Annotated in this window: 14 protein-coding genes; 1 reads left to right on the top strand and 13 read right to left on the bottom strand. The window is 52.2% G+C overall.

The features are described 5' to 3' along the window. A complete protein-coding gene (locus QUF18_RS15255; protein ID WP_289388105.1) occupies positions 1–303 on the top strand; it encodes a DUF982 domain-containing protein in 303 nt (100 codons plus the stop codon). Between the two features lie 92 nt (positions 304–395). Here QUF18_RS15255 and QUF18_RS15250 read toward each other — a convergent pair whose 3' ends face one another. The 13 genes from QUF18_RS15250 to QUF18_RS15190 form a co-directional block, all read right to left on the bottom strand. Further along, positions 396–773 (bottom strand): hypothetical protein, encoded by a 378-nt coding sequence (locus QUF18_RS15250; RefSeq protein WP_289388104.1) that lies wholly within the window; start codon positions 771–773, stop codon positions 396–398. 56 nt (positions 774–829) lie between these two features. Beyond that, complete coding sequence (locus tag QUF18_RS15245; RefSeq protein WP_289388103.1) at positions 830–2764, bottom strand: phage tail fiber repeat family protein; 1935 nt, start codon at positions 2762–2764, stop codon at positions 830–832. Beyond that, the gene (locus QUF18_RS15240; RefSeq protein ID WP_289388102.1) at positions 2757–2951 is read right to left on the bottom strand and encodes a hypothetical protein; all 195 of its coding nucleotides are present in this window, start codon (positions 2949–2951) and stop codon (positions 2757–2759) included. The genes QUF18_RS15245 and QUF18_RS15240 overlap by 8 nt, the downstream gene beginning before the upstream one ends. Beyond that, complete coding sequence (locus QUF18_RS15235; protein ID WP_289388101.1) at positions 2951–3733, bottom strand: phage tail protein; 783 nt, start codon at positions 3731–3733, stop codon at positions 2951–2953. The genes QUF18_RS15240 and QUF18_RS15235 overlap by 1 nt, the downstream gene beginning before the upstream one ends. Further along, complete coding sequence (locus QUF18_RS15230) at positions 3733–4446, bottom strand: M15 family metallopeptidase (RefSeq protein WP_289388100.1); 714 nt, start codon at positions 4444–4446, stop codon at positions 3733–3735. The genes QUF18_RS15235 and QUF18_RS15230 overlap by 1 nt, the downstream gene beginning before the upstream one ends. Positions 4447–5159: 713 nt before the next feature. Next, entirely contained in the window at positions 5160–6902 is a 1743-nt protein-coding gene (locus QUF18_RS15225) for a TrbL/VirB6 family protein (protein ID WP_289388099.1), read from the bottom strand. After that, a complete protein-coding gene (locus QUF18_RS15220) occupies positions 6902–8293 on the bottom strand; it encodes a hypothetical protein (RefSeq protein WP_289388098.1) in 1392 nt (463 codons plus the stop codon). The genes QUF18_RS15225 and QUF18_RS15220 overlap by 1 nt, the downstream gene beginning before the upstream one ends. Continuing rightward, the gene (locus tag QUF18_RS15215) at positions 8293–8640 is read right to left on the bottom strand and encodes a hypothetical protein (RefSeq protein WP_289388097.1); all 348 of its coding nucleotides are present in this window, start codon (positions 8638–8640) and stop codon (positions 8293–8295) included. The genes QUF18_RS15220 and QUF18_RS15215 overlap by 1 nt, the downstream gene beginning before the upstream one ends. Positions 8641–8665: 25 nt before the next feature. Continuing rightward, a complete protein-coding gene (locus QUF18_RS15210) occupies positions 8666–9685 on the bottom strand; it encodes a tail fiber domain-containing protein (RefSeq protein ID WP_289388096.1) in 1020 nt (339 codons plus the stop codon). Further along, on the bottom strand, positions 9685–10116 hold the full coding sequence (locus tag QUF18_RS15205; RefSeq protein WP_289388095.1) for a hypothetical protein: 432 nt from the start codon (positions 10114–10116) through the stop codon (positions 9685–9687). Before QUF18_RS15205 ends, QUF18_RS15210 begins: the two co-directional genes overlap by 1 nt. Beyond that, positions 10113–11570, bottom strand: coding sequence for a gene transfer agent protein BgtE (locus QUF18_RS15200; protein ID WP_289388094.1), 1458 nt, complete (start codon positions 11568–11570; stop codon positions 10113–10115). The genes QUF18_RS15205 and QUF18_RS15200 overlap by 4 nt, the downstream gene beginning before the upstream one ends. Positions 11571–11580: 10 nt before the next feature. Continuing rightward, the gene (locus QUF18_RS15195) at positions 11581–12267 is read right to left on the bottom strand and encodes a phage adaptor protein (protein ID WP_289388093.1); all 687 of its coding nucleotides are present in this window, start codon (positions 12265–12267) and stop codon (positions 11581–11583) included. 58 nt (positions 12268–12325) lie between these two features. After that, the gene (locus QUF18_RS15190; protein ID WP_289388092.1) at positions 12326–13411 is read right to left on the bottom strand and encodes a N4-gp56 family major capsid protein; all 1086 of its coding nucleotides are present in this window, start codon (positions 13409–13411) and stop codon (positions 12326–12328) included. Positions 13412–13429: the final 18 nt, after the last annotated feature.

Raw genomic sequence — 13429 nt, 5'->3', positions numbered from 1 at the left:
GTGAGCGACCGTTTGTTTGACAAGCCCGTTTTCGTTAAGAGCGGTAGTTATTTGACTTTAGAAATTGCCAGCATTCATGATGCACTGATCTTTCTGCATGAATGGCCAGAAGATGATCGTGACTTGATATATGAAACTGCTTGGAAAGCATGTTGTGATGCGCATGATGGTGTTAAACCGTTAGAAGTAGCGCGAAATGCAATCAAAGGCTTTGCCCGCAAGCGCGGCATTCTTGACGAGCCTAAAGGCCCCATCCCATGGATGAGCCAATCATCAACCAATGATGGCCAGTTATCAGCATAATAAGTCTGCTATTAAGCCCGAGCACCACAATGTTCGGGCCTTCAATTTTTGTCGTGATATTCGCATCGTGCTGCCAGTAATCTATAGCGACTTTACACTATTAGAGCTGCTTCCCACATAGCATCTACCTGTTCCGGCGTTAAACTAAGTGCAGTTGCCACCAGCAACAAAGTTAGATGCAAGCGATTAAACTGCGATGCGTCCTGCCATTCGATTTCAGCTTCTTGTTTTTCAAGCCCTTCCGGCATGGCTGCGATAGATTGCTCCACTTGAGCCAGAGAAATGCCATTACGCACCAATGTCAGACGCAGCTGGCGCTTGGTGATTGGCGGCATGCGAGCTCGCAACTCTTCCGGCGTTGGCTTTGAAGGTGCCACGTGAACCCATGAATTATTTTGCCAGATGTGATTTACACTTGGTCGCAAAGGCGTTGCGATTGTTCCCTCTCCATAGTCAGCAGCATCTGGCATACCACCAACAACTTGGAAGTAGCCTCGTTCTGGGTGGATAAATCCAAACTCTCTGATCATCGGAATTCACTCCAAAGAAAAACAGCCTCGGCTGGATCAAAACCACCCTGCCAAATAGCCTTATACGAAGCGCCTGCGGGCACGATGCCTTGAGCCACTTGCACCCCCGAAGCGCCATTTGTGTAGCCCCCGAGAAGCACATTCGTGGGATCGACGATCTGCAACTCCCCTTTAACAAACCTATCCATGCCCATAGCATCAACAGCCGTCATGCTCACGAAGATTGGCTTACCCGTGTTGTTAACATAAACGGTATCTGGAACTCTGCTTCCGGCTAAGTCTTGCCAAGTCTGGACTTCGCCGAAATTCGAAGCACCTATGTTAGCACGTACTTGCGCTTTTTGCGGGTCTGTGAGCGCTTGAGCCTCGTTGTACCGTACTGCGTTATCCGCCTTGTTACCTTGGCCAGAGGTTGCGAATGCTTCCATGTTTTGTGCTGCGGCCGTCCCAAGCAACGGCTTGTTTTGAATAGCCGACACTCCCGAAGCCGCGTTCCAATCGGACTGTACCTGCGGGACGTTAACCTGCGCTCCCGCAGTGATGCCTGCCAGTTTTGTCTTTTCGGTAGTTGTGTACCCCACATATCCGGACGAATACGTTATCGTGATCGTTCCGGTGCTTGTAATCGGGGAGCCAGCCACGGAAAGCCCTGTAGGAACGGCAACAGCAACGCTTGTGACTGTGCCAGTGTTGGCCGTGGCATTTGACGGGATACCTGCAAGTTTCGTTTTTTCCGCTGCGAGATACGAGGCCGTGGTCGCGTCGAGAACGGCCTTATTGCTGTGGCTGTGGCGGGCGGCCGTGTTAGCCGCGATGCCTGCTCGCTCGTCTGCAGTCAAAATTTTAGCGTCAAGGCCTTCTGTCATGTTCGACTGGAGAAATGCGTCACCGCCAATGCCGCGAGGATCGTAGACGGTCGCATCCATACCGCCCCCACCGCCACCGCCGGTCGGAACGCGCCACACACCATCGCCATAAAGAACCGTAAGGCCGCTTGCGTTTCCAGTAGCATTGATATCATCGATATCTACTTTCGATTTCGAGGCCAAAGCCCCGAGATCGCTTGTCTTCGCCAGACCGTTAATAATTTGCGCAGCCGTCTGACCGTTCAATAGGGCGCTATCAACAGCTTGCGCACCCGCATCAAGTTTTGCGTCTAAGCCTAGGCTCATTTCTGACTTGGTTGTAAAATTAGCGATGTCTGCTGGCTGCACTGCAGTGTCAGCCTTACCACCTTGTTCAATGGTGGCTTTGCTATCAAGAGCAGTTTGCAACCCTGTAACTTGTACAATTGAATGCGTGTGAATAGTTGCCGCTTTTGCATCAAGTGCATTTTGTAGGCCGGTCACATCACTGATCGGATGCTTATGCCCAACATCAGACTTTCCAGTCAGACCGGCTATTAATTCGGTCTTTGTTGCATATGCAAGCAATGCAGCCGGTTGCACTGCTGAATCTGCCAAAGCCAGCGATGCGAGTGAAGTTGACGACAATGCGACCGCGATATTCGTTGCCAGTGTACCGCCACCGGCAAGTCCAGCGCCTGCTGTAACTGTAGTGGCCTTCTGTACGGCACCAACAATGCGAGCATCATCACCTGCAGCAATAGTTCCAGCCGATGTGCCAACATTCATGGTCGATGCATCGCCGAGATTAGGCTTATTGAGAAGATCAGCATAGCGGCCGGAAAATCCGACTGCAGAAACCTGTGCCGGCTGAACAGCGGTATCAGCTTTTAATCCCTGCTCTTTCGTAGCCGCATCAGTGATACCATAACCGGCGAGTGTGGTTGCCTTGTCAGCTTTATCAGCCAACACCGGAAATAACCGATCCGGCGTAATAGCTTTACCAGCTTCAAGGCCAGCACGAATTTCGCCCTCTGAGGCTGTGGGAATATCAAATGTATGAGTATGATATGGAATATCAACCATGCGTCACCTCTGGAATGCCAGCCGCATCTAAACGGGCTTCAAGTTCAGAAATTCGGTCTGTAAGTGGCTTCAAAAGGCCATTCAGCGGCACGTGAATTTGTTGTCCGTTTGCCAGAAGCAAAACGCGGATGCTTTTCGTGTCAGATATGCCAGAAATGGCTTGCGGCGTCGGTGCAGCTCTGTCCATCACAGCACCCGTATGATTTTGTTTTTAATGATGGTGGGCTGTACGTTGTTATGATCATGCCCGCTACCTGAATTATCTGTCGCACCATTCAAGCGGTGCTTGTGCCGACCCGACCAGTGAATACGCTCCGTCCCTGTCCGCACCAGAGCATTGCCACCCTGACCGATCCAGTCACCTGCGGCGCTATCCCAGTCTCGTGCTTTGGAAATGGTGTAATTATGCGTGTGATCACCATCCTCAGTCGTTTCAATATTGACATTGTGTGAATGCTGCGGCAGTTGCTCGGCGGTCAGCTTGTGGCGCTCTGTGCCGCCAACCGCGCCAAGCACATCACCATCCACGCCGCCAGCTTTTGCAGTCAGCCGTGCCTTGCCACGGTTAAGACCGGCAGAAACGCGCCCACAGCTATCAGGAATATTAAAGGTGGTCGTGCCATTACCGGCACCGAATTTCGTGCCTATTGCAGCAAATAGAGCCGGATATGTTGTTCGGGAAACCTCACGCCCATCTTCAAACATCCAGCCTTCCGGTTCGGCCTCACCGTTCCAATCGATAGACCCGCCAACCGGCACAACCATATTGTAAAGTTTGGGGTTATAGGCCTGCACATCAACGCCGATCACAACATTGAGAAAAGCTTTCAAAGCGTCCTTATCAGCAAGGTCAGCCATAAGCTGCCGGATCGCGTTATTGATGTTCGACGGGGCGCACCCCTCAGCAATGTTAATACCGTTGATAGCGCTATTATAGGATGGCGTGGTGCTGTAATCTTTGATCGGCATTATGCGCGTCCTTGTTTAATTGAGGCCACGAGAGAAGCAAGGGCATTGGACTGGTTGGGAGAAACACCGGCGAACTGGACCGGCGAGAACGGTGAGGCTTGTTCCGGCTGTTGTCCAAAGGCTTGCAGCAGGGCGTTCAAACTGGATTGAGAGCGGCTTGGTTCTGACGTTGCCGCAGCTTCTGCAAAGGAAGGAACAGGCTCACCATTCGCTTGCTCTTGAGCAATCTGTCCAGCCTGTGGAGCTGCACCACTTGGCAACGGTAAAGCAGACTGTGAAGGTGGTGCGCTGGCAACCATTGCCGGATCAGGTTTACCGCCTCGCCTGTTTGCAAGTTCAATATGCCAGTTCTCATTAGAAAGCGGGAAAGCCAGTCCAAACCGTCCGGCATTTTCATGCGCCCATGCCGTTGCAGACGGGTCGAGATACTTCAGATCAGCGGCATGACCGTGGTTGTGATTAGATCGCCCGGGCGGCGCTACCCATTTTCTCGCTCTTTCCGGCGATCCGTATTTCTGCAAGGCATTCTGCCAAAGCTGTGCTTGGCGCTCAGGAGAACGAAAACCGGAAGTAATGCGCAACTGCTGTGCAATCTCCGGCGGGGCTGCCGCGAACATATTAGACAGTGCAGAAGCAAAGCCCTGATCAAGTCCTGAGAAGCTATCAGGCCGCATTGCCCCGCCGACAGCATATTTTTTGAAGTCAAAGGACATGGCTTTCTCCAATAAAAAAAGCCCCGCAAAAGCGAAGCTGTGGACTTAATGCAGATTTGATTCAAGTATTCGTAAAATAGAGGAGGAGAGAATCGTGGTTCACACTGGTATTTGTGATGCTATCCGCGCAAAGAAGATTATTAGCTTCTTATACAATGGGAAAATTAGAACCGTTGAGCCTCACCTTTACGGGTACGACGCAGACGGCGACCTATCGCTGTATGCTTGGCAGATTCAGACAGGAAGCGGCGAAGGCTGGCGCCAGTTTCACGCTTCCAATATATCCGGTATGTCCATAACTGAACGAAATTTTCTACAGCCTCGTATAGACTGGAAACCACATAAAATCGGAGTTTCACGGGTTTTGTGCAGTCTGTAAAACCACCACAGTCACATTTCATCGGGAATTTTGCTGGTAGCCGATGTAAGGCACAGCACGACCAATGTTGCTTAAACATGGTGTTTCCATTCCTTTCAGGATTGAGTATTGTTGAGTTATGCAGATAGATCACGATCCCAAAACCATAGAGCACATTCCCAATGAAAAACGCCCTCCAAAATGGATTTGGAAGGCGGCTTGGGTTGTTGTGGCTCTTTTTTGGGTGCTACAGTACTTCGACGGCATTCAGTGGGACAGCTTGTTGGTGGGTTTAATAACCGGCGTTGTTTTAGTTAGCTGGGTAGCGGATACTGCTGGCCTCGACGTACCGAAATCATGGCGCAGGAAGCCTCCCCGCCGCTGATCCGGACTGTCCCGCTAGAACCATCTGAATAAGCGCACGACCAGCATCTGACAGCTTTCCATTAACCATCTGATTTGACAGATAGTTCTGCAGCGGTTTTGACATAAGCATTTTTCCGATTGCTGCGGGGCCAGCTAAACCCAAGGCCAATCCAGCGGGGCCACCTATCGCGCCACCACCTCCGCCAAGAATTGCAGCTGATACACCTTGCGCCGCCATTCTTTGCGCTGTTCCTGAATTTGGCAGCGGAGACATAACCGCCTGCCCTGCCTTCGCCAACTTTGAAAAATCTCCCTGCCCTCGAGCATAGCCACCCCGATTGCCTGACGATGCTGCCAAGCGGAGGCGAGCGGGCGAGATAATGCCAAGCGCAGCATCTTCGCCACCACCCATGGCGGCTTTTTCCAAAACTTTCATATTTCCGTACTGTTTACGCAGAAATGACCACTCTGCCGCATCTTTCGGACTGATAGAACGTGACATCGCCTCATCGAGTGAGTTGCGAATACCGCGAAACGCCTCTGCCAGATCAGGGTCTCTGTTTCTCGCATTCTGAGCGAGCCTCGAAAAACGAGAGCGTGCTGCCTGATAGTCCACCCCAGACATAGTGCTTTTGCCAGCCTGAATACGGTCAATCACATCCGCCGTCAGATTGCCTAAGATTTGCTTCTGCTCAGAAGGCAAAACTCGGTCATATTCCCGAAGCGTACCCACGATATCATCTGCAAGCTGGCGATCTGCGCGTAAAGTATTGCGCGAAGATACGTTTTTAAAACCACGGCTCAAACGATCAGCATTCGCAGACATATTCTCAGCTGTTGCCAGCCCTTGACTACCGGCGCGGCGCATTGCGGCATCTGTGAATGCTCGCCCCTGATCATCAATCATTTGCGCGGCTTTAGCCCCACCAAGCTCACTTTCGCGATAGCGCAGCCAATTATTGCCGGTTTTCTGCCCTGCTGTGAGGGTAATGCCCTCATTCTGTAAAGTTCTTACTGCTGCTGCACGCTCTGCACTTGAAGCGAACGGGGAGACAGCGCGACGCGCCATATTTTCAACCCCTCTAGCCGCATATGGGGCAACAACTCCAGCAGCAGCGCCCCACTTAGCGCCGGTCTTTGCCCCATCTAATCGGCCTTCCAGTCCTTCACCGGCACCGAAGCCATGAGCCCCACCAAGAGCCAAACCTTCAACGCCAGACGCAAGCGCAACAGCAGGAAGTTTCGCCCCCTGTTGCACCATATTGACTGATGGTAAGAAGCCAGCACTACCAAGGCCAATCCCTTGCGCAGCGCCGCCGCCAAGCATCCCGCCATAATACGAAACAGGGTGTTCGCTTGATGCTCGTCGTTCAGCCTCACGCATACGGCCGAGATTATAATCATAATCACCACCAGACAAAGTGCTTAACCCGGCAACGGCCTCATCCAGCATTCCAAAGCCTGCGCCCTGCCCCACGCCAAGGCCGAGTGCATTAAGTGAGCCAGTCGGAATGTTCGGATTTGCGGGGCTTCGCAAATCTTCCATCTGACCAGTAGCAGGGTTTAAAACCATACCTTCCGGCACTTGACCAAATGTTCCGTCAGGGTTGGCTTGCGGCTTCTGCTGGCTTTCCACAAGATGCTGCTGCAAAGCCTGTAAAGCACCCTGCTCGTTATCGCCCTCAATCTCGTACATACCGCCATCAGGCGCGGTAATCTGGAATTTTGCCATTACTGCACCTTTTTAATGGAGTACCCGTTTATGTTTACTGGCGTTAATGGTGGCGGTGTAGCTGGCGCTCCACTACCCCCGCCATTTGCTGCGTTTTTCGCACGGCTTACACCAGCATTAACAATGCCGCGAAGTTCAGCCAGTGCATCACGATAATCTTTCGGGTTTTGCGCCGCATTCAATCGAGCGAATGCTTGTGTAGCTTTTGCACCTTCTGCATCAGTAATAGCACCGCCACCACGCAGACTATTGAACGCCTGCAAGAAAGTCTGACCATTGATCTGATCCATCTTGCTCTGTACGCGGTTCGCATCGCCTGAAACATTCCACATGCGGCTGCTTACGGGTCCAAGCATACCATCCAATTTTGGGTCATCTTCAAGGCTTTGAATAGTCGCCAGCATCTGATTAGCGTTCTGCTCAATGCCACCTAGCGCCGCTTTTGCCTCGCTTTTGGCTTTACCATCAGCCGTTGCCTCAGCAGCTTCAGCATTGTTCTTAGGAATGACACCGATCTGCTGTCGAGTAATCGGATCCAGCAATACCGTAGATGTTCCGGCATCAACCCGGATCGGTTCTTTTGAGAGCGTCACACCGTCAGGCAAGGGCGTTTTGATTGCTGAACCATTTTTACCAAGCTGCATGATTACAGGGTTACCGTTTTCATCTGTGCCGTATTGTGGCGCTAAGCCATATTCAGTCGTGCCACCGCCGTTGTTTTTCTCCCATTCGAACTTTTCACGGGCAAGCTGGTCAGATGGTGAAAGCTGCGGGTTTTCCAGCTTGTTGATTTCAAGCTCCATCTTGCGCTGCTGTAGCGCCTGCGTCGGGTCAACGCCTTTACGCATAGCAACCAAATAGGCGTTTAACGCCTGAGGATTGCCAGCAACATATTTGGCCTCTTCCTCGTCCATCCCCTTATTTTTAAGCCATTCAGCGGTGCTAAACTGCGTTTTCTTGGTCTTTCGGTCTTGGTTTCCGGCAGCAATCATCTGACTGCCCTTAGACAAGCTGTCCTGCATGGTGCCGCCCATACCCCAGCCAAGCATCATATCACCCAGGCGCTGGCCGAAATCGCTTTCACCAAACTTGGACAGGCCATTAAAAAAGCCGCCAGATTTAGACTGTGGCGGCTGTGCTGGCATAGCTTGGGATGTTGAGTGCGTCGGCATCGGATCGACCGCTCGCGGCACCTCTGCGACCTGTTTTTGCAATACATCAATTGGCGCAGGCAACGGCGGGGCTGGCTGCTGTGCAGCTTCTGCTCCCTGTAAAAGCATGTTCGTATTTGGCTGTTTTGCAAATTGCTGCGTCTGACCTGTGATATACGGAGCCAGCAAATTACCGATGGTTTCGCGCTGATCCAGAAAGCTTGTGAGAAGATTGCGCATTATACCTGACCGCCTTTCCCCATCATCTGGGCAATGTATGCCGAGAGAGGATTACCCTGCTGGCCGCCTGCCATTTGCACCGGTGAGAATTGTGGCGTTTGCTGGTTTTGCCCGATTTGGGCAAGTAAATCCTGACGGCTCTTTTCAGCATCGGTCATTTCGGCGCGATATTTGCCGAGTTTGCTACCACTCATATCCTGCAAGGCTTGAGAAAACATATTACGGTTGTCCGGTGTGCCTGCAATTGCCTGCTGGAAACCTTCCAGCTTGTCACTCAAACCGCCGAGCAGCTCGCCATTGGCGGCAGCACCTGTGGCCGCGGCTGTTGGCTGTACAAGTGTACTCATGGCGCTGCCCGCGCCTTTCAAAGCATTAAACATGCGCGACTACCTCCATGGTAATGCCAAGGGCATCGTAATTCACTGCCAGATAGCCGTCATTTTCCAGCACAACCGCATCCGGATACTTGTCGGCCACATCATGTGCCATCAGCCCCCGGAAGCGTGTAGGCTCACCGGTGTAATTGAACTCATACATCGGCAGCCCGTTTTCATAAGTGCCGGTATGCTCGATATTTTCTTTGAGCCGTGCATCCGATTTCGCAAACAGCGAGCCAATTGCCCCGATTGCACCGAGCGGATTAGACGGCTGATTAACCGTCTGCGTATTCGTCCCGTAATTGCCCGCAGAACCCGCAGCCGCACTTTGTAGGAGACCAAGGCGCGTCCAGTCCTGCATATCTTCTGCCTGCCATTTGGCATAATCGGCCTGCAACTTATCCTGCGCGTTCTTGTCCTGAATGCTCCCTGCACCGATCTGCGCCTGACCACGACCAAGCTGTGCAGCATCAACCCCAAGCTGGTTCTGGATAGACTGAGAATTGGCGCTATCAATCGCGCCAACAGCCTTGAACTGATTGTCCATTGCGCGGTTGTAATCGCTCTCCAACCCTTGCAGCAGCATGTTAGTGGTATTCTTGCCCAATACATCCGTATTGGCACCGGAGCCATAACGCCCCGATCCGGCAAACTGGCTTTGGATCAGGTCATTGGCAGAAGTAATCTCATTGTTGAGCCGCTCGCGGTAATAAGGATTGCCCTCTTTGAGATATTTACCGGAGGCATAATCCTGCAAATTGGTCTGCGCACTGGTTGGCTGCCCTGCCTGATCACGCAAAGCACCATAATCCGCCCCGCCATTCATCACGCTGCCAATACCGACCTGCGTGTTTGCTCCAAGATCGGCAACGGTCTGGCCTTGATAGACGTTACCACCCTTGCCGCTGTTGTAGAGGTTCATGGCCTCGCTGGCAGACTTTTTGAACAAAGGCTCAGCCCATGCAGGCGGCTTATTCTCGGTTGTCTGTGTCTGTGAGCCGCCTTTTTTGCCCATTATGTCAGTCCTTTCCGAAACATTGCCAGTTCCGCGCCATAGCCCTGTTTTGCCAATGCACGTTTCCAGCCCAAACGGCCAAGAACACTACATTCATGGCAACCCTTATCGCGGCCATATTGTTCTATTTTTTCAATCAATGGCGTGCTGTCTAAACCATCCTCACCGGCGAGAACTGTCACCATGATCGTGCGATGATCCGTTGCCTGATTGTGTTTGATCTCAGTGAGGACAAAGGAAACGTATTCCTCGCCATCAAGGATCAACCAAAGCTGGCGCTCACCGGCGAGGATTTCCCGCATCAGAGATTTAATCTCGATATCTTTAGGAAACCGCGCCACCATTTGCTGCATGGATGCCGTGATCTGCCGCCCATAACGCGCAATGCGCTCTGGCTGCCAATCACTGGTCAGATGAATATCGAGTGTCATTTTAAGCCTGCCGTGCTGACTTTGGTTTCAATGCCCTGCGCATGCGTCCAAATCGAGCCTGCGGGAATGCGGATTTTGATCTTGTGAAAGCGTGAGCGTGATATGCGCCGATACATACCGGTGCGCGATGATGGCGCCTGTTCATCCTGCCAGCGAAATGCGTCTGAGCGTCGAAACCGTGAGCCGATTGTGAGGCGCGCATCATCTGTGTCTGCAATCAGATAGATTTCATGAATGCGGGTAATGCCGCCTGCTGTGTCACCGATTTCCTGCGTGGTCAGCACCGCTTCTTGTGTCTGACCGTTGAAAAACCCAAGCGCCCCGTCTGGCGTAAACGCTGCCAAGACCGGCGACCCGCCCTGCCATGAGCGGGCATCAAGCGAGTATGGCAGTGCGTCAATTGAAGATGATACTGCATCCAGCCCTTCCAGCGTATAGCCAAGCGTTGCCGCTGACATCAGCATAGAGGCTTTAATATCGGCCTTTGTCCACCGGCTCAGCGCCCAATCATAGATATAGATCTGGTTATAATCTTCATTACCAAAGCGCCGGATTGCAAAATAAACCCGAGAATAAAACGGATCGACAACCCCCATGATTTCAGCGGTATCTGACCATTCCACTTGATCGAAAACTGTCCGGTCAACCTTTTCAAAACCGATATTGGCCATTGAACCATCAGGCGCGATTTGGAAGAACCCGCCCTCATCAGCATAAAAGGCCAGATTGGCACGCGATGCGATGGAAAGGCGTGAGCGTGCGCCACGCTGATCGTGGATTTTCTGGAAGGTGAATATCTCAACCGAGCCTGGCACAAACGTCACGCGCCGGATGGCTTTTTCCTGAAACACAAGCGGATTCGTCGCTTCGGTCGAGCCTTGCACCACACCGCCATCGGGGAATTCCTGATAATCGCAGTTTTTCGAGCCAACCGTCCAATGTTCGGCATCATTCAGGCCAGACCACCACACACGGCGCGGATGTGCAGGCAAGCCCATCAGGGCAACAAAGTCACCCCAAACGCGCACAATGGCAGCACGAGGCGGATTGCCACCAAGATCACGGAACACAGCCTGACCAAGCTCAATCACCTGCGGCGCGTCATTTTCATTCACCGCAATGACGAATGTGCCGAATTGTGCAAATGACCAACGGGCTTCACGACTGGCCTTATACTGCGTATCGGCTTTTGAGATATTCACCCAACTAAGATCGGTATTATCCAATCGGTAAAGGCCTGTTTCCGTGCCTGCAATAATATAAGTTCCGCCCAGATCATCCCGCGCCATAAACCCGCCAAGGCAAGCTGATGGCAGCGCTTGAGACAAAGGCTTAAACTGCGGAAACGGAATATAGGAGCCATCCGCACACAGCACATTATTCACATCACCGGTGAAGGCTCCATTGAGATCAGCCACATCAGGGCGGAACTCAGCAAATGGAATTGTCGGCATGGCTTACACCTCAGAACGCTGTGGCACGGATAACACCACGTGCACTGCGGGATGTTGTTTCGCGCTTTAAGGCTTTGTGCTGATCCTGATAATCGCTGAGTGCCTCGGTTGCGACCTGCGGGTCTTTGAGGGTGTCTTTTGCAAGAATGTATTTGGCACGCGCTTTGATCAGGTCGTAGGCCTCCGTCACCCATGCATTGGGGATTTCAAAGCTTGTCAGTGGTGCAAGGCGATAAGCACCAAGCTGCAACCGGATTTTATAAGCACCGTCCGGCACTGGATACAGGCGCAACTGCTGATTAAAATAGGTAAATGCCACCGGCAAGCCTTTAGCCCCGTAGCGGTCAGAGACAAGCTCCGTATCTTCCGGCATTTCACGGCGCAAATCGCTAACATGGCCTGCTGTATCCTCACGGAATGCCGCCTGAATATGGACAAGGCGCGGGATTTGCTCGTGCGCTGTTACCCCGTACCACTGCTGACCGGCAACAGTCTTGAAGGTCACATCGCGAGTTTCGTTAAAATAATAGGTTTCGCGCTCGCAATAGCGGATCGAGGCCGCAACAGCGCGTTGAATATCGGCAGTATATTCACCGGTATCATCGTCAATATCACGGGAAATATCAGCAATAAGCTGCGGGAATGTATAATCACCGCCGGTAAAGTTGGGACCCGATGTTGCAACTGTAATTGCCATATGACCTCGCTTTAAAAAAACAAGAAAGGGCGGGAATGACCCCGCCCTGCCCGTGATGTTATGCAGATGGTGCAGCGAAAGAAGTCAGGACGACCGTGCCGTAATCGATATCGTTATAAACGGTCTTTTTCAGACCGCCGATCATACTGGCGCGAACACCAAGTTCACGGTCGTAGTCAAACAGGTCTTCAACCCATTTGAACTTGTTCTTAGCCCCGTCTTTACCAAACGCAATCGAAGCCGACTGCGCGCCACAGAAGATAGCACGGCGGGTGTTGACCTTCTGCTTGAGGCTGGCCGGATCGGTGGCATCAATACCAAGCGGCACGCGGCTATTCTCAACAATCAGCGTGCGGTTATAAACACCGAGCGCACCGGTATAGAGGCCGTTTTTGTCGATGTCGCCGCCCTGCAAGCGCTTGCCCTGCAGGTCAAACCAGTTGCCGACTGTTGCAACGTCTTTGCGCATTGAGAGCGTCTGATCCGGGTGGATAAAGCAGACATAATCAATATCCGCGCCCAGCCCCTTGATCGGGCGCACCAGTGGAGCCGCATTTTTAGCGCGGTTCACTGCATCATCAATCATCTGCAGCTTGAACACATCAGCTGCAACAAGCGCCTGATCTGTGGCCTTGCTACCGGCGCGCAGGATACGCCCTGCACTTGGCGCAATCGTGGCATTGAAACCGGTATATTTGCCATTGATGACAAAGGTATTACCGGCAAGCTGGTTGAAGAACCATGTATCAATACGGTCTGCCATCCAGTCTTTCAGGCTGTCATAGCTTTCTTCACGCATATTGTAAGGCACACGCTGACGGTCGATGGTGCCTTCATTGCGCACGCGATGAGCATGACCAAGTTCGTTGATCACCATCTTATCATTGAAACGGGTCAGGCTTTCTTCATTGCCTTCCTGCACTTCGTTTTCGGTCGTGCCGTCACCGGTCGCGAGCATACGAATGCCCCATGTGATCTGATCACCCGCACCTTTTTTGGTTTCGGTCATGATCTGGCACAGAGAACCGGCCTTTTCGCCCATATACTGATAGGCAGTTGTTTCTTTGAGTGCCTCAACGTCCATACGCTGAGACCAGAGTTTTACGGTCAATGCATCATTGACGGGCTGAACAGTGGTAGCCATCGGGCAAACCTCCAAAAA

This window comes from Pseudochrobactrum kiredjianiae (assembly GCF_030362795.1).
GTDB lineage: Bacteria > Pseudomonadota > Alphaproteobacteria > Rhizobiales > Rhizobiaceae > Pseudochrobactrum > Pseudochrobactrum kiredjianiae.
This window is presented reverse-complemented; position numbering and strand designations above follow the sequence as displayed.